At 47.7% G+C, this 24,311-nt stretch carries 22 protein-coding genes and 1 other annotated feature; all 22 genes read right to left on the reverse strand.

The annotated features are described in order from the left end of the window. Positions 1-35 precede the first annotated feature (35 nt). Positions 36-3,125: an isoleucine--tRNA ligase gene (gene ileS, locus KAI36_RS17535; RefSeq protein WP_069080397.1), complete on the reverse strand. Its 3,090-nt coding sequence runs from the start codon at positions 3,123-3,125 to the stop codon at positions 36-38. A 79-nt stretch (positions 3,126-3,204) separates the two neighbouring features. Continuing rightward, positions 3,205-3,486 (reverse strand) — a binding site (T-box leader). 168 nt (positions 3,487-3,654) lie between these two features. Further along, positions 3,655-4,164: a DivIVA domain-containing protein gene (locus KAI36_RS17540; RefSeq protein ID WP_023989434.1), complete on the reverse strand. Its 510-nt coding sequence runs from the start codon at positions 4,162-4,164 to the stop codon at positions 3,655-3,657. Positions 4,165-4,336: 172 nt separating this feature from the next. Then, positions 4,337-5,119, reverse strand: a complete 783-nt coding sequence (locus KAI36_RS17545) for a YlmH family RNA-binding protein (RefSeq protein ID WP_220025578.1) — start codon at positions 5,117-5,119, stop codon at positions 4,337-4,339. A gap of 8 nt (positions 5,120-5,127) precedes the next feature. Beyond that, positions 5,128-5,385 carry a YggT family protein gene (locus KAI36_RS17550; RefSeq protein WP_220025579.1) on the reverse strand — a complete coding sequence of 86 codons (258 nt, stop codon included), beginning with the start codon at positions 5,383-5,385 and terminating at the stop codon, positions 5,128-5,130. 7 nt (positions 5,386-5,392) lie between these two features. Next, positions 5,393-5,845: a cell division protein SepF gene (locus tag KAI36_RS17555; protein WP_013311078.1), complete on the reverse strand. Its 453-nt coding sequence runs from the start codon at positions 5,843-5,845 to the stop codon at positions 5,393-5,395. Further along, complete coding sequence (locus KAI36_RS17560) at positions 5,836-6,537, reverse strand: YggS family pyridoxal phosphate-dependent enzyme (protein WP_220025580.1); 702 nt, start codon at positions 6,535-6,537, stop codon at positions 5,836-5,838. The genes KAI36_RS17555 and KAI36_RS17560 overlap by 10 nt, the downstream gene beginning before the upstream one ends. 8 nt (positions 6,538-6,545) lie before the next feature. After that, positions 6,546-7,430 (reverse strand): peptidoglycan editing factor PgeF, encoded by an 885-nt coding sequence (pgeF, locus tag KAI36_RS17565; RefSeq protein ID WP_025718639.1) that lies wholly within the window; start codon positions 7,428-7,430, stop codon positions 6,546-6,548. 82 nt (positions 7,431-7,512) lie between these two features. Continuing rightward, positions 7,513-7,851 carry a YlmC/YmxH family sporulation protein gene (locus tag KAI36_RS17570; RefSeq protein ID WP_025718640.1) on the reverse strand — a complete coding sequence of 113 codons (339 nt, stop codon included), beginning with the start codon at positions 7,849-7,851 and terminating at the stop codon, positions 7,513-7,515. A gap of 118 nt (positions 7,852-7,969) precedes the next feature. Next, positions 7,970-8,752 carry an RNA polymerase sporulation sigma factor SigG gene (gene sigG / locus KAI36_RS17575; protein WP_007431182.1) on the reverse strand — a complete coding sequence of 261 codons (783 nt, stop codon included), beginning with the start codon at positions 8,750-8,752 and terminating at the stop codon, positions 7,970-7,972. 96 nt (positions 8,753-8,848) lie between these two features. Next, the gene (sigE, locus tag KAI36_RS17580) at positions 8,849-9,589 is read right to left on the reverse strand and encodes an RNA polymerase sporulation sigma factor SigE (protein ID WP_013311082.1); all 741 of its coding nucleotides are present in this window, start codon (positions 9,587-9,589) and stop codon (positions 8,849-8,851) included. A gap of 106 nt (positions 9,590-9,695) precedes the next feature. Beyond that, on the reverse strand, positions 9,696-10,682 hold the full coding sequence (gene spoIIGA, locus KAI36_RS17585; protein ID WP_220025581.1) for a sigma-E processing peptidase SpoIIGA: 987 nt from the start codon (positions 10,680-10,682) through the stop codon (positions 9,696-9,698). A gap of 188 nt (positions 10,683-10,870) precedes the next feature. Next, positions 10,871-11,995 carry a cell division protein FtsZ gene (ftsZ, locus tag KAI36_RS17590; protein ID WP_013311084.1) on the reverse strand — a complete coding sequence of 375 codons (1,125 nt, stop codon included), beginning with the start codon at positions 11,993-11,995 and terminating at the stop codon, positions 10,871-10,873. A 67-nt stretch (positions 11,996-12,062) separates the two neighbouring features. Next, positions 12,063-13,334: a cell division protein FtsA gene (ftsA, locus tag KAI36_RS17595; RefSeq protein ID WP_013311085.1), complete on the reverse strand. Its 1,272-nt coding sequence runs from the start codon at positions 13,332-13,334 to the stop codon at positions 12,063-12,065. Positions 13,335-13,533: 199 nt separating this feature from the next. Continuing rightward, on the reverse strand, positions 13,534-14,298 hold the full coding sequence (locus KAI36_RS17600) for a cell division protein FtsQ/DivIB (protein ID WP_071641754.1): 765 nt from the start codon (positions 14,296-14,298) through the stop codon (positions 13,534-13,536). A gap of 56 nt (positions 14,299-14,354) precedes the next feature. Next, positions 14,355-15,665, reverse strand: a complete 1,311-nt coding sequence (gene murA, locus KAI36_RS17605) for a UDP-N-acetylglucosamine 1-carboxyvinyltransferase (protein WP_220025583.1) — start codon at positions 15,663-15,665, stop codon at positions 14,355-14,357. Further along, complete coding sequence (gene murB / locus KAI36_RS17610) at positions 15,655-16,560, reverse strand: UDP-N-acetylmuramate dehydrogenase (protein WP_220025584.1); 906 nt, start codon at positions 16,558-16,560, stop codon at positions 15,655-15,657. Before murB ends, murA begins: the two co-directional genes overlap by 11 nt. Positions 16,561-16,706: 146 nt before the next feature. Further along, positions 16,707-17,816, reverse strand: a complete 1,110-nt coding sequence (gene murG / locus KAI36_RS17615) for an undecaprenyldiphospho-muramoylpentapeptide beta-N-acetylglucosaminyltransferase (RefSeq protein ID WP_069080394.1) — start codon at positions 17,814-17,816, stop codon at positions 16,707-16,709. Between the two features lie 6 nt (positions 17,817-17,822). After that, positions 17,823-18,920 (reverse strand): stage V sporulation protein E, encoded by a 1,098-nt coding sequence (spoVE, locus tag KAI36_RS17620; RefSeq protein ID WP_013311090.1) that lies wholly within the window; start codon positions 18,918-18,920, stop codon positions 17,823-17,825. Between the two features lie 49 nt (positions 18,921-18,969). After that, on the reverse strand, positions 18,970-20,391 hold the full coding sequence (gene murD, locus KAI36_RS17625) for a UDP-N-acetylmuramoyl-L-alanine--D-glutamate ligase (RefSeq protein ID WP_220025585.1): 1,422 nt from the start codon (positions 20,389-20,391) through the stop codon (positions 18,970-18,972). A 4-nt stretch (positions 20,392-20,395) separates the two neighbouring features. Continuing rightward, positions 20,396-21,364 (reverse strand): phospho-N-acetylmuramoyl-pentapeptide-transferase, encoded by a 969-nt coding sequence (mraY, locus tag KAI36_RS17630; protein ID WP_013311092.1) that lies wholly within the window; start codon positions 21,362-21,364, stop codon positions 20,396-20,398. A 22-nt stretch (positions 21,365-21,386) separates the two neighbouring features. After that, the gene (locus KAI36_RS17635; protein ID WP_220028160.1) at positions 21,387-22,790 is read right to left on the reverse strand and encodes a UDP-N-acetylmuramoyl-tripeptide--D-alanyl-D-alanine ligase; all 1,404 of its coding nucleotides are present in this window, start codon (positions 22,788-22,790) and stop codon (positions 21,387-21,389) included. Further along, positions 22,790-24,277, reverse strand: coding sequence for a UDP-N-acetylmuramoyl-L-alanyl-D-glutamate--2,6-diaminopimelate ligase (locus KAI36_RS17640; RefSeq protein ID WP_220025586.1), 1,488 nt, complete (start codon positions 24,275-24,277; stop codon positions 22,790-22,792). Before KAI36_RS17640 ends, KAI36_RS17635 begins: the two co-directional genes overlap by 1 nt. Positions 24,278-24,311 lie beyond the last annotated feature (34 nt).

A 24,311-nucleotide genomic window follows, 5' to 3' on the forward strand; every position in this document is an offset into this window, starting at 1 on the left:
GCCTGTTATTGTATTATGGGACAGGGGGCTTGTAATTATTCTCCAATATGAACGCCGATGGTTTTACCGTTCACATCCACATGTTCTGCCGGTTCGGCTTGACCAAATGTCACAGTAGTAACCAATACGTTCTCACGCAACACAGAGTCGAAGCTTTCGATGGCCTGACGCAGCTCGTTATCTACATCCAACGTCAACGCCACATATTTTTCAATCGGCAGATCCAGTTTTTTACGATAATCCTGTACCGCACGAACTACTTCACGTACCCAGCCCTCTTGCTCCAGCTCCGGCGTAATGTCTGTGTTCAACGCTACCGTTAAGCCATAACCGGAAGCAGAAGCGAAGCCTTCTTTCGCTTTTTTCTCCACCAGCAGTTCTTCGGCCGTAACTTGCAGCTCTTCACCTTCTGGAGAAGCGACGTTTAACACTCCTTTTTCTACAACAGAACGGGTATCCTCAGCAGACATTCCTTTGAAAAAGTTTTGTAGGAAACCGACATTTTTGCCGTATTTCTTGCCTGCTACTTTCAAATTCAGTTTCAGTGTAAAATCTACAAAGCCGCTATCGTCCGTCTCAACATGAATATGCTTCACGTTAATCTCATCTTTGATGATTTCCTCATAGCCACTCAGTTCAAAATCCTGATCCATGGACAGAATCAACTCGGACAACGGTTGACGCGTTTTCAAACCCGTTTCGTTGCGGACGTTACGCGCCAATTCGACGACACGACGTGCCGTTTCCATGTCTCGTTCCAGTTCCAGATCGATCAAGGACTCATTGGCAGTCGGATAATCATCCAAATGAACACTTTCCCCGTTGCTCAGATTGAGGTAAATATCCTCTGCAAGCAGTGGTGTAAACGGCGCAAGTAGTTTGGCAGTCGTTAACAGCACTTCGGTCAGTGTACGGTATGCATCCAGCTTATCTTCTGTAAGACCATTGCCCCAGAATCGGTCGCGTGAACGACGGATATACCAGTTGCTCAGCTCATCTACAAAGGACTCAATCGCTTTGGATGAGTTCAAGAAGTCATTTACAGCCAGCGCTTTGTCCACTACCAAAATCAGGCTGTTCAGACGGGACAAAATCCAGCGATCCAACTTATGAGCCGATGGTTTGAACGGATGCTGTGCCGGATCAAATCCGTCGATATCCGCATACAAGGTCAGAAAAGCGTGTGTATTGACAAGCGTATCCACCAGCTTCGATTTAGCCTCACCTACAATGCCTTTGGAAAAACGTTTGCTATTCCATGGTGCACTATCAGACAGCAATGCCCAGCGGAAAGCATCTGTACCGTACTCGTCAATCACTTCCCACGGATCAATAACATTACCCTTGGATTTAGACATTTTCTGTCCCTGCTCATCCAGTACATGGCCTGTCGCCATGACAGCTTTATAAGGAGCTTTGCCAGTCAGCATAGTCGAAACCGCAAGCAAGCTATAGAACCAGCCACGAGTCTGGTCAATCCCTTCGCAGATCATATCTGCCGGAAATTGCTGCTCGAACGTTTCATTATTTTCAAAAGGATAATGATGCTGTGCAAACGGCATGGAGCCACTATCGAACCATACGTCGATTACTTCCGGTGTACGAGTCATTTCGTATTTACCGCATTGGCTACGTACCTTAATATCATCTACATATGGTTTGTGCAGCTCGATGTCCGCTGGTACATCGCCAATCGCACGTTCCCTCAATTCAGCAATACTATGTGGAGCGAACTGTTCTCCAGTTTCCTCACAAACCCAGATGTTTAGCGGTGTACCCCAATAGCGATCGCGACTGATGTTCCAATCCACCAGTTCCTCCAAAAACTTGCCAAAACGTCCTTCACGTATATGCCCTGGGTACCATTCGACTTCGCTGTTGTTGGCAATCAATTGATCCTTGATCGCAGTTGTTTTGATAAACCAGCTGTCCATAGCATAGTACAATAATGGAGTATCGCAGCGCCAGCAGAACGGATAGCTATGCTCGTATTTTTCCTTGCTGTACAGCAAGCCTTTTTCGGACAGCATTTTCACAATATCTACATCACAGTCTTTCACAAAACGGCCTGCAAAATCAGTGATTTCCTCTACATAGTTACCTTGGAGATCCACCACGTTGATGAACTCAACACCATTTTCACGACATACCCGGTAATCATCCTCACCATGCGCCGGAGCCATATGAACGATACCTGTACCGCTGGAGTCTGTTACGAACTTCGCACCCAGAATCTGATTACCCTTCTCAACCTGAAAATACGTAAATGGCGGGGTATACGTTTGGCCAACCAGTTCTGAACCGGATAGTGTGCCAATCACTTCATGATCGCCTTTAATTACGTCCTCAACCAGATTTTTAGCAACGATGTATACACCGTCTTCCTGCTTCACACGTGCATATTCCAGTTCAGGGTTGACAGCGAGCGCCACGTGACTCGGCAAGGTCCAAGGAGTTGTCGTCCAAGCCAGTACATATTCACCACTGCTATGCAACTTGAATTTCGCCGTGGCACTCAGATCCTTCACATCTTTGTAGCCCTGCGCTACTTCATGAGAACTTAGCGTCGTCTGACAATCCGGGCAATACGGACTCACACGATGACCACGATACAACAGATCTTTTTCATGAATTGTCGCCAAAATGTTCCATACGCTCTCGATATAGTTATTATCCAATGTAATGTACGGGTTATCGAGGTCTGTCCAGTATCCGATCGCTTCGGTTAGATCACGCCATTGTTGCTCATACTCAAACACGCTTGCCTTACATTTTTTAATAAACTTTTCAACGCCATATTCTTCAATTTCAGGTTTGTGGGAGATTCCCAGTTGCTTTTGTACACCCAATTCTACCGGCAAGCCATGCGTGTCCCAGCCTGCCTTACGTACGACGCGGTACCCCTTCATTGTCTGATAGCGGCCTACAAAATCCTTAATTACACGGCCCAGCACGTGACCGATATGCGGTTTACCGTTAGCTGTTGGTGGGCCCTCATAAAATACAAAATTTGGCTTTCCTTCACGATTTGTGATGGATTTGCGGAATGTGTCCTCTTGTTTCCATTTGCTCAGGATGCGCAGGTCACGGGACCGTGCTTTTTCTTTAACATCCACTCTGTTCATACTGTCATACTCCCTCTCTGCTCATCATTGATTTCCATAGCATTTCCTAAAAAAAGCAACAAAAAAAGCCCCATCCCTGTAAAGGGACGAGACTGTGCTCGCGTTACCACCCTGATTCCGTAAAAACAGACCATTCTAAAAATACAGTCTCATCACGGCTCTCTGAGCCCCACTCAACTACAGCAGGGCGCCATTATAACGCATGGCAAACGGTGATTGCTTACACACGCCATAAATCTTAAGCGCTTCAGCTCACTTCTCCGGGAGGATCTTCGGTCATGTTCTGAACGTTGGCTTGCACCGGAAGGCCAACTCTCTGAGGGACAAATCATGACGTACTCGTTCCCATCAACGAATTAAACATGTTAAATTCATCGAATATTAAATCAGCAACATCGTTGCCTTGAATAACAATCATCAGCCGACAGACGGATAATCATTGAATTCAGTATAGTATTTACAGTTATAGCCTGTTTAAAGATAAAAGTCAACCCTAACAAAGCCTAATAAAAGCTTGTCAGAAATGAAATTAGTAAATTTCTTTCATCTCACGCTCGCGCTCCAGTACTTCCCGTTCCCGGTTTTCAAGGGCTTCCCAGCCGTCTTGACTTAACAAGTCAAGCTGTGCTTCCACCAGTGTACGAAACCGTGCTCGGTAAATCGATGCCTGCTTCTTCAGTTCTTCAACCTCCAACGCGATCTTGCGGGATTTAGACAATGCTTCGTTCACAATACGGTCCGCATTTTTTTCCGCTTCCTTCACGATCAGTTGGGATTCTTTCTTGGCGTTGTTACGAACTTCATCAGCCGCTTCCTGCGCCACGATAATCGTCTTACTCAGCGTATCCTCAATCGTCGCGAAATGATCGAGCTTCTCCTGTACGTTCAACAACTCGGTGCTCAGTTCTTTATTTTCACGAATAACGCCCTCGTAATCTTTGATCACCTGATCCAAAAATTCATTAACCTGATCCTCATCATAACCGCGAAGCCGGCGGGCAAATTCCTTGTTATGTATATCCAATGGCGTTAATGGCATGCCGTCCACCTCCTATAAGATTGACAAAAAATACATTTTCCGCGTCACGACGCTCACTATCATCTATCGGTCATCATACCCCGTTTTGTGAATACTGTACAGAGCAAAATCGTTCCAGTTCTTCGCTATAGCTTAATTCTTTCGACAGAAAGCTCGTGATTCCTGCCTACAGCTATACAAACTTACCAATTTTGACACGGAATCTTCCCTTTTTTGTCATCCCGTCTGTTTCAAGCACTTTGAAACGCCCAAAACCCTGCATGGAAATAACGTCCCCAGCTTTAAGTGGAGTGGATGGATTCTCCTCCACCTTCCAATTTACCCGGCACCGTCCCGCCCGAATCGGTGTTAATATTTTACTGCGGCTTAGCTTGTACACGTCGCTGGCAATACCGTCCAGGCGCAAAGAAGCGACCGTCAGATCTAGCACCTCTAATGCAACTTCCTTCGTTCGCAGACTCGCTACAGGCAACAGTTCTGTCCATACATGAACACGATGTACCTGCTGCAAATGCATTGTCATAAAATCACCGATCTCTGAAGCTACCAATACATGGCACCCATCATCAAGTACATGAATGTCCCCGATTTTCCCACGTTTGATTCCAAGCCCCAGTAGGGCACCTAGATAGTCACCGTGCTCAAGGGTACCTATTTTATGATCGTCAGATGTGATGGAAAGGACCTGAATCCCCATCTCCTCACCGTCCAAATACGAATAATCGGGCGCAATAAGCGCCCGCTTTCGTTCTGAAGCCATGTATCCTCCATCAATCCTAATCGTGACCTTGTCTTCCTTCGAAGCAAGTGTCTCCAATATGTACTGCTGGCGCGGGTCCAAAAAATCAGTCAGCTTCTGCTCATGATAAGCTCCCGCATGACTGATCCATTCGGAAGCGCGATCCACATAATCCCGTTCATCCGGGTGAAAATGCTCATAAATCTCAGTTCGCATAACTCCTCCTAGACGAGATTACCAATTAAAGAAATCAAACCGTATGACGCAAAACGCAGAGCGATCAGCGCAACGATGGGAGAAATATCAATCATCCCGAAGATTGGCGGTATAAACCTGCGAAAAGGAGACAAATACGGCTCCACAAACTTGGCAAGTAAATCACCAATTACACTCTCTCTGGCATTAGGAAGCCATGACAGCAGAACATATGCAATGATCATGTACGAATAAATCTGAAATAGCCAGTAAATTACCTCGATCAAGAAAAGTTCACCTCATTCTGTTAAGTTCTTGTTCAGTATCAGCCAGTATTTCCGTAATAGAGCCTTGAATCTCAACCGTATCTGGTGTACACAGAAAAATATTGTTCCCGACCTTGGAAATTCCACCACCCAGTGCATACACAGTACCACTCAAAAAATCAATAATGCGCAGCGCCTGATCCTTGCGAATTCGTTGTAAATTAACTACGACGGTGCGATGGGAACGGATATGGTCGGCAATTTCCTGTGCTTCATCATAAGAACGCGGCTCATACAGGACAACTTTCACATTTTTCTGTGAATGGATGCTGACAACATTAGTGCCCTTCTGGTTCTTACGTTTATCAAAGCTTGGGGTTTCAATTTCTTGATCTTCTGGCGTATTCATAACCTCTCGCTCTATAACTTCCTCTTCTTCCTGAAGCCCCAGAAAGTTCATGAACTTATTCATTACGCCCAATGGAAATCCTCCTCTCGTCCGACCAGTACGGAACCAAGCCGTAGCCAGGTCGCTCCCTCTTCAACCGCCACTTCAAAATCATTGGACATTCCCATAGACAAGTGAACGATGGGTTCTCTGGTCAAGGCTTGTCCATTTAACCTATCCCGTAATTCACGCAATCCCCGAAACACAGGCCGAGTTTTTTCCGGGTCTTCCTCATGAGGAGCCATCGTCATCAAGCCAATCACGTCCACATGCTCCAACTCGCGAATTTCTTCCAAAAAGGGGACAACCGCCTCAGAGGACAAGCCATATTTGGATATTTCCCCAGAAATATTGACTTGCACAAAAGCCTTAACTCTCAGTCCCAGAGCGGCTGCCTTCTTGTCCAATTCCTGAGCGAGCGATAAGCGGTCAAGCGAATGTATAAATTTAAATTTTCCAATCACATCTTTAACCTTATTCGTTTGGAGATGACCAATAAAATGCCACGTTCCCCGGTCACCCAACTTGCTCCATTTATCCGCAGCATCCTGCCAGCGATTTTCGCCCACATGCTCTAAGTCGCTATCCAATACCGATGTCATTGTCGCCGCCGAAACATATTTCGTGACAGCGATCACATTAACTTCATCACGCGAACGTCCGCTTCGGACACATGCCGCTTCTACACGGGCATTCACTTCTTTAATTCGTTCCTCCAAAGACACGGGAGGACTCACCTCTCTTCCAGACCAATCCAACTCGCCATTCTTCCTGTGACGCCGCCTTCTTTGCGATATGAAAAAAACAAATCGCTACGGCTACTCGTGCATAAGGTAGTACATTCGATATGGCTCGGCAATATTCCTGCTTTCATCATAATGTGTCGATTGCATTGTTTCAAGTCAAGTAGTGTTTTTCCGTCGGTTAAGGGGAAGTAAACAGAACCTTCCCATTTATCATTACCCGGGCAATCATGCTCCAAAACCCGAATTTGGCTCATCACGTGCTCATCCACCTCATAGGATTCAGAACCAATGGAAGGACCAATAGCTGCTAGTATATCAGACGGAAGAGATCCATATTCGTTTTGCATGGTCTGTACCATTTTCAATGCGATTTCCGCAACGGTTCCCTTCCAGCCTGCATGCGCCAACCCAATCACACGGCGGACTGGATCACAAAAATATAATGGTACACAGTCTGCATAAAAGGACGTCAGCAAAATGCCAGGTACATTCGTCAAAAGTCCATCTGTGTCCTGAAAAGCGGATGCACGATCCATAAAGCCCCGCCCGCGATCAGCAGCCTTGACCACAGCAACATGATGACCATGAACCTGTTCACCGCACGTCCACGCTTCAGCAGCAAAGCCAAGCTGCTCAGCAATGAGCCGACGGTTACGAATAACTTGCTCGGGGTCATCCCCTACATGAAACGCACAGTTCAGACTAGCGTAGGGCACCTCACTGACACCGCCATGACGACCTGTAAAACCCGCTGTTAATCCCTGAACCTGCCGCTCCCAAGATTGTATATATAACAACTCCGGTACGGGACGTCCGCCATTTTGCATTAGCGTAGCCCCCGTAGCCTCGGTGTTCACTACAAATGGTTCCATTCATTCTCACCTCTACTGCCCAGTGTACCAAAAAGCCGCCGCCGTGTCTTCACAACACACTAAAATACGTAGATCTGCAAGTTCATAAGCCCCGTCGGTCACTCCGCTCTTGACGTTCGATATACAACTTTTCCTCCCCTTCACCCGGCGGCTCATGCAATCCTTCCAGTCGCACAAGCACAACATCCGAACCAATTTTCACAATGTTGCGCCACGGAATGACCAACTCGCTTCCGCCTCCAAACCAGCCCATAAAACGGCTGCTGCCTGGAACCACAATGGCTTCAATTTTCCCCTGCCGCACGTCAATCTCCAAATCACTGATTTGTCCCAGACGTCGTCCATCTACAATGTTTATGACATCCTTGGTCTGAAACTCGGAAATTTTCATTGCTCTTACTGACGTTTCAGGTGCACTCACACGCATCACATCCTTTATTTCACTATATGAGCGGAAGAGCCTAAAAAATGTCCTGTAAACGCAAAAACGATCCGGGTAGGATCGTTTTTATCGCTGAATCATTCAAGCATTCATTTCATTAGGACTTTACATGTTTTTGCATTTGCTGTATAGCCGACTTCTCTAATCTTGAAACCTGGGCTTGAGAGATACCGATCTCGTCGGCAACCTCCATTTGCGTCTTTCCTTCATAAAAACGCATAGACAATATCATCTTTTCACGCTGGCCCAGGCGATGCATCGCTTCCCGCAGAGCGATTTCCTCAATCCATGAGACGTCTTTATTTCTGTCATCACTGATCTGATCCATCACATAGATTGGGTCGCCCCCGTCGTGATATATCGGCTCGAACAGCGAAACCGGATCCTGAATCGCATCCAACGCGAACACAACGTCTTCTTTAGGCACATTCAGTGCCTCTGAAATTTCAAAAATCGTTGGTTCTCGCGAGTTCAGATTCGTCAGACTGTCCCGCACCTGAAGCGCCTTATATGCAATATCCCGTAACGAACGAGATACACGGATCGGATTGTTATCCCGCAAATAACGGCGGATCTCTCCGATAATCATCGGCACCGCATAAGTGGAGAACTTTACGTTTTGCGAAAGGTCAAAATTATCAATCGCCTTCATTAGGCCGATACATCCTACCTGAAACAAATCGTCCACAAACTCTCCCCGATTGTTAAATCGTTGAATCACACTCAGGACGAGTCGGAGATTGCCGTTGACCAATTTTTCTCTGGCTGATCGTTCATTATTTTGCTGAAGTGATGTGAACAACTCACGCATTTCTGCATTGGTTAATACCGGCAGTTTGGCGGTATCCACACCGCAAATTTCCACTTTATTTCGGGTCATCGTGTCTTACCTCCCAAGGAGCAACATTAATGTACATTATCTCCTGAGGGCATTTTTTTATTCGCTGTTTCCATCGCTTCCGGATATACCCATGCATTATACCATTTTATTAAATTCTTTTCGTAAGCGCTTTATAATTCGCTTTTCCAGACGCGAAATATACGATTGCGAGATACCCAACAGGTCAGCAACATCCTTCTGTGTCTTCTCTTCTCCGTCTTGTAAGCCGAAGCGCAGCTCCATAATCAAACGCTCTCGATCCGTCAACTTATCCAGTGCCTTATGCAATAATTTACGGTCCACCTGCTCCTCAATATTACGGTAAATGGTATCATTTTCCGTCCCCATCACATCGGAAAGCAATAATTCATTACCGTCCCAATCAATATTCAGAGGCTCATCAAAAGAAACTTCCGTTCTCGTTTTACTATTGCGACGCAAATACATCAAAATCTCGTTCTCAATGCATCGAGACGCATATGTCGCAAGTTTGATTTTCTTCTCTGGATCAAAAGTGTTAACCGCTTTGATTAGTCCAATAGCACCGATGGATACGAGATCCTCAATGTTGATTCCCGTATTCTCAAATTTACGGGCAATATATACGACTAACCGCAAATTTCTTTCGATTAGCATCGACCGTACTGCTGCATCTCCAGAAGAAAGTTTCCCCAGCAAATATTCTTCTTCGTCTCTCGTCAGCGGTGGGGGGAGCGCCTCGCTGCCGCCAATATAATAAATTTCTTCACTTTTCAGCCCAAATAAAAATAAAATACGATAATATTGCAATTGCAACGCTAGCCTAATTTTCATCTTCAATTTCATCTGTTCCCGCATATCATTCTCCCCCTTTTGAAAATAGTGCAATTCCAGCTGTGCTCCGCCCATTTCACCATTGGATATTTCTCGTCGTCTTCAAACATCATTTTGTGTTTATGCTCCGTCATCCTGATTCCGTAAAATGCTCACTAAACTGTGCATCTCGTTTCTGGTTGGTATCAGCACTGCCCTCTTCTTGTGCCGTCACATCCGGGTGGATGATGGCGCGATACTTACCCTCTGCTGACAATGTTCCCCCATCCAAGCCAATCAACACTCGATGATGTACAAAATGAACCCCATTCATCACCACCTCTACCCGGTCTGGTTTAATGGCTAGCATAAAGGAATGATTGCGGTTAATTCCACGATAAGGGACGAGACGAACACGATCCTGCCAGCTAAACGATTCGTCCCCCAGTTCCATCACCAGTTGGTCAGCATTCCCCTCAGAACATTTTCGGAGCCAGGAGGCGGGCAAATACGATTCCCACAAGGCCGCCTCCATGACCATCACGGGGGTTCGGGTCAAAGGATCATAGAGCTGGTTACCTGTATCCAACAAGCCTGTACACTCAATATGATCCTGCCCAATCCACACCTGCACTTGTCCCAGAAACCCACTCATCCTTTCTGTGCGCTGCTTTGAGGACTGCACAATACGAAAGAAAAGCATCACTCCGCCAAATGCGCATAAAATAAACCAGAATGCGATTTTCAGTTCAAAAGACATTCCTCCCGAAGCGGTGTACCAGATACCATTAAACAATTCCCCCGTATTTTGGAGAAAATAATGCATCCCCAAAATGCCACCTGCAGCTACAAAATTGATCATGTAAAAAGCACCCATTGTACGAAGATACTTTTGCATGCTGCCAAATCCAAAAGCCACCAGCAGCATTATGACCGATAATGCCAGTTTGATCAGGAACGTAAATAAAAAGGACAGTTCCGGCACAAACATCATGACCACATACATTGCGCCGATTCCAGCTGAAGCCATCAACCTCCACCACACTGGACGAATTTTTCTCATCCAGGCGGTGACCATCAGCAGCACAGCATCAATGAACAAATTGGCCAAAAAAATCAAGTCGATATAAACAACCAAGGCTTCACCCGCCCAGCGTTTGCAGGATAGGCTTAAGTATAGTAGTCATGCTGTTCAAAGTCTGTCTAACGGTGGGGACGGTGACCGACTAATTTTGTCGGAAAGAGGAGAAGCACCTGAACTGGAGGATACGGAAAACAGAAAGAAGCCCGCATCTCCTGGGAGAATGCGGGCAGTCCGAATTGAAACTAGTTATCGTTATTATTATTGCGCGAACGGTTACGTAAGAATGTAGGAATGTCTAATTGGTCACTGCTTTGAGTGTTACCAAATGGACGCAAGTTAGGAGAGCCTTTTTCCGCCGATTCGGAAGTAGCCGGGTTGGCTGCCGGTTTACGTCCCGGTGCCGGTTGACTTGGCTTGCCTTCAAAGCCAGTGGCAATGACGGTAACCTTGATCTCTTCTTTCAACTCTTCGTCAATGATAGCACCGAAAATCATGTTTACTTCCGGATCGGAAGCCGATGTTACAATTTCAGCTGCCTCATTAACCTCATACAGAGACAGGTTGTTGCCACCAGTGATGTTCATAATCACACCACGAGCACCTTCAATGGATGTCTCCAACAACGGGCTCATGATAGCCTTGCGTGCTGCTTCAGCCGCACGATTTTCACCAGTTGCTTCGCCAATCCCCATCAAAGCGGAGCCACGCTCCGTCATGATCGTCTTAACGTCAGCAAAGTCGAGGTTGATTAGACCCGGTACAGCGATCAAATCTGAAATACCTTGTACCGCCTGACGCAGAACATTGTCTGCTTCACGGAATGCTTCCAACATTGGGGTTTTCTTGTCCACAATTTCAAGCAAACGGTCATTCGGGATTACTATCAAAGTGTCTACTTTTTCTTTTAATCCCTCAATACCAAGTTCAGCTTGATTGGAACGCTTACGCCCTTCAAACGTGAATGGTCGGGTTACCACGCCTACAGTCAGCGCGCCGCATTCCTTGGCAATTTCAGCAATGACAGGAGCCGCTCCGGTTCCAGTACCGCCACCCATTCCCGCCGTTACGAATACCATATCCGCACCTTTGAGCGTATTCATAATGAGCTCACGCGATTCTTCAGCCGCTTTTTTACCCACATCGGGGTTAGCGCCGGCACCCAGACCGCGAGTCAGCTTATCCCCAATTTGAAGCTTATGCTCAGACTTCGCTAAATGAAGTGCCTGGGCATCTGTATTGACTGTGATGAACTCCACACCCTGAACACCATTTTCGATCATTCGGTTAACCGCATTGCTGCCGCCGCCTCCGACGCCGATCACTTTAATTTGAGCCAAGCTCTCCATTTCAAAATCAAATTCCAACATACTATTCCATCTCCCCCTCAATGTGCATGGATGGCCCGTCCATGATTGGCATAATTAGCAATGAACGTTATATAAATTCACTGAACATATTTTTTAAGCGTTCAATCAACCCCTGCTTTTGCTCGCCTTCCGCAGCGGGACTACTGCTTTTGGTTCGGTTAGTCGGCTTCTTGGTACTTCCGCCACTGTTGCTAACGCTAGTCGATCTTCCGCGATAGTAACGAATAGCATTATGCAAGATTCCAACTCCGCTCGTGTAACCCGGATCCCTTACACCGATAAAATCAGGTACGGCGATCCTTACGGAAGCGGCCAGTTCGCTTTGTGCCACCTGAAGTACACCAGGCATGGAGACGGTGCCTCCGGTAAGTATATAACCTCCCGGAAGCTCTGTGTAACCCAAGCGCTTAACTTCCGCCTGAATGAGTTGAAAAATTTCCTGCACTCTCGGCTCAATAATAGCAGCCAAATCCTGCTGGTTGAACTCCTTATCCACATTACTGCCGATACGCGTCACTTTAAAGACGACATCGGCTGCCGCATCATCATACCATGCGCAGCCGTATTTAAGCTTTACTTTTTCGGCTTGATCGGTAAGGGTTCTCAGTCCGTAGGCAATATCATTGGTTACAAATTCTCCACCAATCGGAAGTGTAGATGTGGCAACAATCGTTCCTTCCTGGAAAATGGCAACATTCGTAGAACCTGCACCAATATCCACCAGCACCGAACCCATCACCTTTTCATCCTTCGAAAGAGACAATTGTCCGGCTCCAAGAGGTAGCAAGACCAGATCTTTAATCCTCAAGCCGGCTTTCTCAACGCAGCGCAACAGATTATGTATCGGGGTCTTGCCTCCAGTAACAATCGTAGCCTCTACTTCGAGACGAACTCCAATCATACCGCGAGGGTCCTGAATGCCTTCAAGGCCATCCACGACATACTGCTTGGCTACCACGTCAATAATTTCTCTCTCCGGTGGTACGGCAATAACCTCAGCTGCCTTCAGTACACGCTCAATGTCCTCCTCACCGATTTCACGGTCCTCGTTGGACACGGCTACTACGCCATGACTATTTTGCAGGCCAATATGATTGCCTGAAATCCCCACATACACTTCTGTTATTTGAATACCAACCATGCGTTCTGCGTGATCCACGGCGTTACGGATTGATTGCACGGTTTGATCAATGTCTACAATTGCACCTTTGCGAATCCCTTCCGAGTCGGCAGATCCAACTCCAATAATATTAAAGGTTCCATTATTCATTTCCCCAATAATAGCCCGAACTTTGGATGTACCGATGTCCAAACTAACAATGATGTCATTGTTGCTCAAGTCTGTGGCACCTCCTGACTCCAAAATGAATTTCGTTCTTTAAACACACTCTGTACATATTCAACAAACTCCATGCTTTCCCTCTTTTTTCTACAAATTTTTTAGAAGCCAATTTATGGTTGCAGTCACATAAAAATTTGAAGAAAAAAGAAGGAGGCAAGTCTATTACCCATAAAATCAATTCTAGCATTTTTTCACATCACTGAGTAGTATCTTTTTCTTGGCCCTCTTCACTCGTATCAGGTTTGAACGGAACGTACGAATCCGCCTCCAACATGGTGATCAAACCTGGATCTTCTGTTTCTAGCACCTGGTTCAAATAGCTGATTTTAGAATTCAGTAGAGAAACGGTTGTAATAACCTCAAACTGGGAACGTGTGTACATTTTGATACGGTCCGGAAAAGAAGGAATCGGCGCGGGAATGATTTCCGAAATATCGGCTGTCCATTCCCCCGGAATGCGCGATAAAGCATCACACAGCTTCGCTTTGTACGGATCATCAGATTTCCATTTGGTCAAAATAGGCTTCTCAACGGCTATTCCGCTACTCCCCACGCCCACGCTTGTCCCGTTCGCTAGAATAGCACGAAGGCTCCCGTCACTCTGCAACTCGTAAGCGACCGTAGCAAACTCTTTAATGTGAATAGCAATAATCCCCGGAAACTGCTTGTCCACTGTGACTTGCTGTATCGATTGAATTTCCCGCAGTTTCTCAGAGATGTCGGATGAACTGACTCCGAAATACTGATCTCCAACAGCCAGACCGCTTCGATTAAGAAGCTGATCTCGGGTCGAAAATACATTACCATCAAAACGAATTTCAGAAACCCGACTCAACGAAGAACGGAAAAAGAGAACAGCGAGCAGTACGATAAACAACAAAATGAGAAGAATAGCAATCTTCCGGCTTGTTCTTTTTTTCGTTCTGTTCTTTTTAAGAACAGGTATTTGAGCATTTGGCATAGCTTCTCTCCACAAAAGCCTTTCGTCCCCCCGATAACGGAGGGACATTACAGGCATTAATTTACGAAATCCAGCTGCTCCGGCACCGGAGACTGACGGCTCATTCGGGCACCCAGTCCCTGGAAAAGACATTCGATTCGGTCATACCCTCTGTCAATATGATGAACCTGCTCGACAATGGTACGTCCTTGAGCCGCTAGACCCGCTATGACCAGCGCAGCCCCTGCCCGCAGATCGGTAGCCTCTACCGTAGCCCCGTACAGACGAGAAACTCCTCTTATAAAAGCAGCATTTGCATCAACCGTAATATCAGCACCCATTACATTTAGTTCATCCACATGTTTGAATCGGCTTTCGAAGACGGTCTCTTTCATGACACTGAATCCGTCCGCCAAGGAAAGCAGAACCATGACCTGAGATTGTAAATCCGTCGGAAAAGACGGGTAAGGGGAGGTAACGATCCTCTCCACTGCTTTGGGACGACTCATACAACTTACGGTCATTATATCATTCAAGATGCCGATTTGAACACCAGCCCGCCTGAGGACGTGAATCAGAGCAGACAAGTGGGATGGATTGCAGTGGGTCAGCGACACACTTCCTCGTGTAGCTGCAGCTGCGATCATAACCGTTCCAGCTACTATGCGGTCAGGAATGACCTCATACGTACACGGATTGAGGCGACTGACCCCCGTAATTGTAATTGTGTCGGTTCCAGCACCGATAATGCGGGCTCCCATGGCATTCAAGAAGTTTTGTAGATCCTGAATCTCTGGTTCCCTCGCTGCATTAGTGATCGTTGTTCGTCCTTCAGCCAACGCAGCGGCCATCATAATATTTTCCGTTGCACCTACACTCGGGAAATCCATGTGGATGTCCGAGCCGATTAGCTTGTGGGCACGAAATGTAATTTGCTCGTCTTTTTCCTCTATCTCTGCGCCAAGAGCTTTTAAGCCCTCTAGGTGAAGATCAATTTTGCGCTCGCCTATGGCGCAGCCTCCGGGCTGGTAAATGGAAACTTCTCCATATCTGGCGAGCAGCGGTCCCATCAGAAAGATAGATGAGCGCATTTGCTTCATCAAATCTTCCGGAATTTGGAACGTTCGGACGGACGACGTATCCACGTATACCGTTTCCTCTTCATGTCGGCATGTACAGCCGAGTCTTTCAAGGATGTGCAGCATGACCTTAATGTCTAAAAGATGGGGCACATTCCGAATTTCTACCTTACCTTGTGCTAGTAAGCTCGCTGCAAGAATAGGTAGTGCCGCATTTTTTGCCCCATGGATACGTATGGTGCCTGACAGGGGACGGCCTCCCTCAATCACCAATTTGTCCAATGTATCACCTCCGAGTTTACCGCTCACCCACTACGAAAACCTCCGGAACTAGCTTGATGCCGGTTTGAGATGATATTGTACTTTGAATATGCTTCATTAGGGTAAGCACGTCCTCTGCTGTCGCTTGACCGGTATTTACAATGAAATTGGCATGCTGTACAGATACCTCTGCGCCTCCCGCCTTCAAGCCCTTGAGACCTGCGCTCTCAATAAGACGAGCAGCATAGTCTCCTGGAGGATTACGGAATACGCTTCCTGCACAAGCTAACTGTAGCGGCTGGGTCAGCCGACGGCGGTCTTTAAAAGCCGCAAGCGCTACTGAAATTTCCTCGCGGTCGCCCCGCTTCATCCGAAACACTGCCTCTGTCACCATTCCACGTTGCTCATGCAACACGGAGTGACGATAGCTGAAATGCATATTCTCGGCATCGTACACAGCCAATTCCCCTGTATCCAGCACAATCTCAGCGGACTGGAATATTTGTGACACATCAGACCCATGGGCACCGGCGTTCATGTAGACAGCCCCACCGACTGATCCTGGGATACCACCAGCAAATTCAAGGCCGGACAGGCCCTGCTTGCTGGCCATAACGCACAGTTTGACCAGTGAAACGCCTCCTCCAGCAACGATATGTTCATCTTCAAAATGAACATAATCAAATCCTGGCCCCAGCTTGATCACAAGTCCCCGTATCCCTTTGTCAGAGACGAGCATGTTGGAGCCCCGACCCAACTGCATCCAGGGAATTCCGTGCTCGCTAGCCAGCTTCAATACTCTTGCCAGCTGCTCTTTGGTATCCGGGATGACAAGTGCATCCGCAGGGCCTCCAATCCTCCATGTCGTATATTTGGACAGCGGCTCATGCTCCAGCACTTTTCCGATATCATGCTCCGCTAATAATGGCATCCATTGCTGCATTGTACTGAAACCTCCTTGTTGCTTGCCCCGCATGGTTATAAGGCTCTCACCTGACAACCGGCAGCCTGAGTGATGGTCACAATCTATAGGGTATCCTATGTAAATACCATCCGGTGTGTGACAACCGCCCAATTCTGCGCTGCAGACTACCTTTTATGGGCAAGACGTTCCATTTCTTTTACTAAAATATCTGCTGAGTCAGGCTTGCCAAGCGCAGACGCCGACTCTGCCATGCGACTCCGCCATGCCTCATCCTTCATAATTCCCGCTATAGATTGAAACAGGGCCGGGCCACTCAGTTCCTTTTCTACAATCATGACGGATGCGCCTGCCTTTTCAAGTGTACGAGCATTAGCCTCCTGATGGTTATTCGTCACATTAGGTGATGGGATCAGAATGGACGGAATGCCCAACGATGTGATCTCTGCCAAGAAGGACGCACCTGCGCGATTAACAATTAATGAGGTACAAGCCAGCACCTCTGGCATATTGTGAATATAGGGAAGCACGTGTAGATGATTGGGCAATGAGCCGATCTGATTCCGTATGCTATCCAGCGTTTGCTCATAATAAGATTCACCAGTTACATATACAAAATGGACGTCTTTCAGTTGCGAAAGTTGCGGAGCCATTGCAATCATGGCGTCATTAATGGCCTTTGCTCCCCTGCTGCCACCGACCACAAGGACGACCGAGCTGTTCATCGGAACCCCAATAGTAGCAAATCCCCGATCCCGGTTAGCCAAACGAACTGTTGTAGCACGCGGGTTCCCGGTGTACAGTACATTTTTAGCTTTGGGGAAAGCTCCTTCTGAGCCTTCAAAGCTAACAGCCACTGTATCCACATAGCGACTCAGAAATGTATTAGTCAGCCCTGGAATTGCATTTTGCTCATGAATAATGCTGGGAATTCCCAACTTGGAAGCTGCATAAACGACGGGGCCGCATACATATCCCCCAGTGCCAATAACGACATCTGGCTTAAATTTCTTTAATAATGCTTTGGATCTGCGAACCCCTTTGAAAAAGCGCATGATCGTTTTTATATTTTCCACAGACAAGCTGCGGCGAAATCCTGTGATATCAATAGCCTCAAATGGAATTTTTTCCTGAGGAACCAACTTGCTTTCGAGTCCTCGTTGACCGCCAATGTATAAAAATTCAGCGTCCGGATCAATCTCTTCGCACTGTCTGGCTACGGCCAGCGCCGGATAAATATGCCCTCCGGTGCCGCCGCCGCTCAACACGACGCGCATAAACGTTCACCTCGCATAACGTGATAAATTTAGTAAAATGCCCAGAGCAGTTAGCATTAAGGTCAGAGAAGAACCTCCATAGCTGATTAAGGGCAGTGTTATTCCTGTCACCGGCATTAAACCGATAACGACACCAATATTAATGACGACCTGTACGGCGACCATTGCGACAATACCCACCGCAAGCAGACTACCATAGGTATCCGGAATGGTTATAGCGACACGCATTCCTCTCCACACGAGAACCAAAAAGAGCCCCAACACCGCCATTCCACCGATAAAGCCAAGCTCCTCCGCCAAAATGGAAAAAATAAAATCAGTCTGCGGCTCAGGAACGTAGCTATATTTTTGTCGACTCATGCCAAGCCCCAAGCCTGCCAGGCCGCCTGGACCAATCGCATATAGCGATTGAATAATTTGATAACCTGCGCCAAGCGGATCGGACCAAGGGTCCAGAAAAGCGGTGATGCGCTGGAGCCGATAAGGCGCAGCTGCAATCAGTGCAGCAAACCCTGCTGCTCCCGACAATGCCAGCAGACCGAGATGCTTCATACGCGCGCCTGCCGTAAATACGATGAGCATGGACGCTCCCATCATTACCGTGCCAGTGCCCAAATCGGGCTGGAGCATAATAAGCCCAAAAGCCAGTCCCATGAGTCCAAGCGGGGGCAACAGGCCGCGCGTAAAAGAGCTAATATCATAGTCAGGACGACTGAGCCAACGAGCGAGAAAAAGAATCATACCCAACTTCATAAACTCGGAAGGCTGAATGCCGAAAGAGCTAATACCGAGCCAGCTTCGTGCCCCGCCTCTTACTACACCAATGCCGGGAATTAATACGGCAACCAGCAACGCTAGACAGATCAACAACACGACCTTGGCATATTTCTGCCAGATCCGGTAGTCCGTTCTGGCAGTAAAGTACATCGCTACAAGGCCGAGCCCTGCAAACAGCAATTGCCGCTTTACAAAATAGTAGGAGTCCCCGTACTCGTGAAAAGCGAGGACGGCGCCCGCACTGTATACCATAACCATGCCGATGGCTAATAAGCTTATGATACAAACGAAAAGCCATAGATCCGGCGCTGGACGAGATTGCTTCATCAGGAGGCCACCCCTTGCATAAAAGTAGGGGCTTATCCAACCCCCCTACTTACAATTTATGCGCCGCCTCTTTAAAAATACGTCCACGCTCTTCATAGGATCGGAACATATCCCAGCTTGCACAGGCGGGTGAGAGTAATACTATATCTCCCGTCTCAGCAAATTCAGCAGCCTTGTTCACAGCCTCCACGAGCGTAGCGGCGGCATCCTCCCCATTATCGACGACCTTGACATGCTCTATTCCGGCCTGCTGGGCCCGCTCAGCCAACTTATGCCGTGTCTCACCCAAGAGCACAACGGCTTTCACACCTTCCTGCAAGGAAGGTACGAGCTCTGTATAATCAGAACCGCGATCCAATCCACCGGCAATGAGTACAATGGGTTGCTTAAAGGAAGATAAGGCCATCATTGTTGCTTTCGAATTGGTTGCTTTGGAGTTATTGTAATAAGCTACACCAGCGTGTTCTAAAACATATTCAAGCCGATGTTCGACACCGCGAAAAGTACTTAATGGTTCCGCCAAATTCGCTGGTTCTGCGCCTGCAGCAATGGCGATTGCGCAAGCAGCAAGAGCATTTTCTACGTTAAAACGACCCGGAAGTCCAATCTCAGCTACGCCTATAATGGGATGCAACACACCATTTCCATCACGGTATACAATGCTACGTTCAATATCGTCCGTCACATCCGGTATGTATGGCGGGTCAGCGAACAACCCTTCCTGCAAACGTTCTGTCATAGAGAACGGAAGCAGCTTCGCTTTTATATAGGGTACGAGTTCCCGGCAGACGGGGTCATCCCAGTTCACCACCGCAGTATCCGCCGCCGTTTGATTGGCAAATAGACGCGCCTTGGATGCAACGTAGTCCTCCATGCCTCCGTGGTAGTCCAAATGGGTCTCAGCTACATTGAGCAAGCAGGCCACAGTGGGCTTGAAATCTTTTGTTCCTTTTAACTGAAAGCTGCTCAGCTCCACAACCATCCACTCGTCCGACTTGGCATCCACAGCCGCCTCACATACGGGCGTACCGATATTCCCAGCCACGATTGGCTTCATGCCGGATGCCTCCAACAGCTTGCCTACCCAAGTGGTCGTGGTCGTCTTTCCGTTGGAGCCAGTAATTCCGATGATCGGAGCTTTACATAGATGGTAGGCGACCTCAACCTCGGTCACGACCTCAATGCCGAGCTCGACAGCTTTCTGTACGGGAGGGGCCGTATAAGGAATCCCTGGATTTTTGACAACCAGCTTCACTCCAGGATGAATTAGCCCCTCTGGGTGACCCCCGCATAAAACGGAAATTCCCAAAGCCTCTAATTCAGAAGCTTCGGGACATTGTTCCCTATCTTTTTTATCATTGACTGTCAGCTTGGCTCCGGCCTGGTGCAGCACCTTGGCAACTTGCACGCCGCTTTTAGCCAGACCGATAATGACGACTTCCTGATCTCTGTATGCGTCTGGATGGTTCATTTGTCTACAACCCCTTGTTGAGATAAAGTCCGAGTCCTGCCAACAACAGTCCTACAGCCCAGAATGTAATAACTACGCGCCATTCGGACCAGCCGGACAGCTCGAAATGATGATGAATCGGGCTCATTTTGAAAATACGCTTGCCACGTGTTTTAAAGGAAGCTACTTGCAAGACCACGGACAGCATTTCAATTACGAATACACCACCGATAATGAGGAACAAAATTTCGCTTTTCGTAACGATGGCAATGGCACCTATGGCGCCGCCAATTCCCAGCGAGCCTGTGTCACCCATAAACACCTTGGCAGGATGAGCATTATATACGAGAAATCCGAGTACAGCGCCAATCATAGCCGCTGAGCATACTGCTGCCGGAAGCGAGGTTGCCTGAATCGCGACAATGGCATAAGCAGCAAAGGCAATGGCACTTGTACCGGACAGCAGCCCGTCCAGCCCATCCGTGAAATTGACAGCATTGCTAATCGCCAGCATCATAATAATGATGAATGGATAATAAAACCAGCCGCCCCAATCAAATGACCATGACGTTCCAGGGATGCCGATCGCAGTACTATGATCATTGCTAAGCAGAAGCCAGCACATGATCGCGCCAAACAATAATTGCCCAAACAGCTTTTGACGCGCCGTCAGACCTAACGAGCGTTTGAATACAATTTTGATGTAGTCGTCCAAAAAGCCGATCAGCCCAAAACCGAGCGTAGCAACCAGCAGAACGTAAAAGTCCGTATTTTTGATAGCTGAAAACTTAAGAAAGGTCAGCGTAAAAGCCACCAGAATCACGATACCGCCCATTGTAGGCGTACCTATTTTTTTAAGATGGCTCTGTGGCCCGTCATCCCGGACCTGCTGGCCGAATTTCATTCGCCGCAGCAGCGGAATGAGCAGTGGAGCGGCAATGACCGCCAATATAAACGATACGACGATCGTCAGCAGTAATAATTGAATATCCATGGGAGTCTCCCTCTCGTCAACATCAGTTCTGTAGCGGACCGTTTTTCAGCGCATCCACAATTTCTTCTAGTCGCATCCCTCTGGATGCCTTAACCAGCACAATATCATTGGCGTGTAGATGAACCAGCAAATACTGGATCAGCTCTTGCTTATCTGTATAAGCGTGCACGTTAGCAGTTGGCATCAACCCTTGCGCACCCTGCGCAATCAAAGTGCCTAACGCACCGTAGGTAAAGAGTACCTCTACGTCGTGCTTTGCCGCGAAAATTCCAATTTCCTCATGGAATTGCTTTTCCTCAGGTCCCAGCTCCAGCATATCACCAAGCACGGCGATTTTACGTCCGTCCGTTTTATACGCAGACAACGTCTGAATCGCAGCCTTCATTGAAGCCGGACTGGCATTATAAGCGTCGTTTAGCACGGTAAGTCCATTAGGACAGTTCACGACCTCAATGCGCATGCCCGTCAGCTTTAAAGACGACAACCCTTTACGTATATGGTCTGCATCGACATTGAAATGACGCGCTACCGCCAGTGCCGCCAAACCATTTACAACATTGTGCTGTCCAAGCAAGGGAAGCCGGAAAGCCTCTTTGCCAGATTGGGCTGTTATAAATAAGCTACCTTCTCCATCCGAAGTGATTTCAGTTGGATAGTCATCGTTGCCTGCAGCTAGCCCGAACGCAAACAATTTTAAACCTTCAGGCTTGACCGTTTCAGACTCCTCCAACACTTGTGAAAGCAGTGGTTCATCCCCGTTGTAGATCAGCAAACCACCGGGCTTAAGGCCACTTGTGATCTCCAACTTTGCACGAGCGATTTCCGCACGAGAACCAAGCTGCAGCAAGTGCGATTCGCCTATGTTCGTTATGATAGCTACATCTGGTTGGGCAATATTAGCCAGCAGACGAATCTCTCCACGTCCACTCATGCCCATCTCCAGAATGAGAATATCTGTATCCTGCGGCATGGACAGTACAGTTAAGGGCAAACCGATATGATTGTTATAATTCCCCTCGGTTTTGTGTACTTTAAAAGTCGTGCCCAGCAGAGCGTTTACGATGTCTTTCGTTGTCGTCTTGCCGTTGCTTCCCGTGATCCCAACGACAGAAACGCCGGTTTCGCGTAAGTATGCAGCTGCTAGATGCTGAAGGGCTTCTAACGTATCCTCTACCTCAATAGCGTTCTCAGCCGGAGGTGCTCCATGATCCTTTTGCCATAAAAATGCAGCTGCACCTGCCTCGCTTACGATCTGCTGCACATAATTATGCCCATCAAACCGTTCGCCCACGAGTGGAACAAACAACCCTTGGCTTTGCGGCCTGCGAGAATCTGTAAAAACGCCTTCGACCATCTGTTCGGTGTCCGCTTCTCCGTGAAGTATTCCTCCACACATAGATGCAATCTGACCGATTGTTCTTTTCATCACTTGGATAAACCCCTTATCGCTTCTTTGGCTACGATGCGGTCATCGAATTCATGCACCGTCTTTCCGATCAACTGGTAAGTCTCATGACCTTTTCCCGCAATCAATACTACATCGTCAGAGCTTGCCATTTCAACAGCTTTATGAATTGCAGTTCTGCGATCCACGATCAATTCGTATCGTTCTGCGGGTACACCTTCGTCAATCAGCCCTTGTTCGATATCTTTCAAAATCACTTTCGGGTCCTCTGTTCGCGGATTGTCGGAAGTAATAAACGAGTGATCGCTGTAACGCGCAGCAATTTTCCCCATCAATGGACGTTTCGTACGATCTCGGTCACCGCCGCATCCAAATACACACCATACTTTACCGACCGCAAATTCCTTTACGGTGCGAAGGACATTTTCCAATCCGTCCGGTGTATGGGCATAATCTACAATAACAGCAAAGGGCTGACCCGCATCTACAGGCTCTACTCGCCCATCTACGCCTGCGATAGACTCTAGACTGCGCTTGATATCCACCAGCGAGATTCCTTCCAGCAAAGCAGCGGTAATGGCCGCCAGTGCGTTGTACACATTGAACTTGCCCACCATTCGAAGCTCAATATCGGTATCCCCTTTAAAAGTAGACACATGGAAGGAGGTTCCCTTGGAACCTATAGTGATACGAGATGCCTGCACATCAGACTCCTTTTCTACGCCGTATGTTATCACTTGGGCCGCAGTTTGAGCCTGCAAATAGGAAGAAGCCGGATCGTCTGCATTCAGAACAGCATATTTGCTATCTGATGCATCCCGCGAGAAAGCATTTCCCAACCTAGAGAATAAAAGTCCTTTTGCAGCACGGTACTCCTCCATTGTGTTGTGGTAGTCCAGGTGGTCCTGCGTCAGGTTTGTAAATATAGCGGTGCGAAAATCAGTTCCTTTGACGCGGCCCTGCTCCAACGCATGTGAGGATACTTCCATGACACAGCATTGAACCCCCTGCTCTGCCATATTTCCGAGATAACGTTGCAGTTCCACCGCTTCGGGCGTAGTGCCAGACATTGGGTAAGACTGACCACCGTAACGCATTTGAATCGTACCAATCAGTCCGGTGTTCACCCCCGCATCCTTCATGATCTTTTCAATCAGATAAGTTATCGTTGTTTTACCATTGGTTCCGGTTATGCCGATCATGCGCATGCGTCGGCTCGGTGAATCAAACATATAATCTGCCAAAACCGCCATGGCATGTCGTGCATCCTTAACTACAAGCTGCGGAACAGGCACATCCAGTTCCCGTTCAACGACCAAAGCTGCCGCCCCGGACGCAATTGCCTGCTCAGCATAGTCATGTCCGTCCACTGTAAAACCTGGCAGACACAGAAATAAATCCCCCTGTTGCACTCGACGTGAATCCGCCCCGATTCCTCGGCAATCCACTGTACCATCACCCACCACACGGGAGACGGCCAGCAGTGAAGCCAATTGTTGAAGCTGCATCTTTCATTCCTCCATTGCTCTCTCGTTATTCATA

The organism is Paenibacillus sp. S02, from assembly GCF_019454065.1.
GTDB lineage: Bacteria > Bacillota > Bacilli > Paenibacillales > Paenibacillaceae > Paenibacillus > Paenibacillus polymyxa_B.

Coding starts and splice junctions, on each gene's coding strand:
- mraY (WP_013311092.1), bottom strand. CDS start 21,364: ATGGATATTCAATTATTACTGCTGACGATCGTCGTATCGTTTATATTG.
- murG (WP_069080394.1), bottom strand. CDS start 17,816: ATGCGCGTCGTGTTGAGCGGCGGCGGCACCGGAGGGCATATTTATCCG.
- pgeF (WP_025718639.1), bottom strand. CDS start 7,430: ATGGAACCATTTGTAGTGAACACCGAGGCTACGGGGGCTACGCTAATG.
- ftsZ (WP_013311084.1), bottom strand. CDS start 11,995: ATGTTGGAATTTGATTTTGAAATGGAGAGCTTGGCTCAAATTAAAGTG.
- KAI36_RS17540 (WP_023989434.1), bottom strand. CDS start 4,164: ATGCCATTAACGCCATTGGATATACATAACAAGGAATTTGCCCGCCGG.
- murD (WP_220025585.1), bottom strand. CDS start 20,391: ATGAACCATCCAGACGCATACAGAGATCAGGAAGTCGTCATTATCGGT.
- sigE (WP_013311082.1), bottom strand. CDS start 9,589: ATGCGGGAACAGATGAAATTGAAGATGAAAATTAGGCTAGCGTTGCAA.
- KAI36_RS17545 (WP_220025578.1), bottom strand. CDS start 5,119: ATGCGAACTGAGATTTATGAGCATTTTCACCCGGATGAACGGGATTAT.
- ileS (WP_069080397.1), bottom strand. CDS start 3,125: ATGAACAGAGTGGATGTTAAAGAAAAAGCACGGTCCCGTGACCTGCGC.
- KAI36_RS17635 (WP_220028160.1), bottom strand. CDS start 22,790: ATGAAAAGAACAATCGGTCAGATTGCATCTATGTGTGGAGGAATACTT.
- KAI36_RS17640 (WP_220025586.1), bottom strand. CDS start 24,277: ATGCAGCTTCAACAATTGGCTTCACTGCTGGCCGTCTCCCGTGTGGTG.
- sigG (WP_007431182.1), bottom strand. CDS start 8,752: ATGACCCGAAATAAAGTGGAAATTTGCGGTGTGGATACCGCCAAACTG.
- KAI36_RS17600 (WP_071641754.1), bottom strand. CDS start 14,298: ATGCCAAATGCTCAAATACCTGTTCTTAAAAAGAACAGAACGAAAAAA.
- murB (WP_220025584.1), bottom strand. CDS start 16,560: ATGCAGCAATGGATGCCATTATTAGCGGAGCATGATATCGGAAAAGTG.
- spoVE (WP_013311090.1), bottom strand. CDS start 18,920: ATGAAGCAATCTCGTCCAGCGCCGGATCTATGGCTTTTCGTTTGTATC.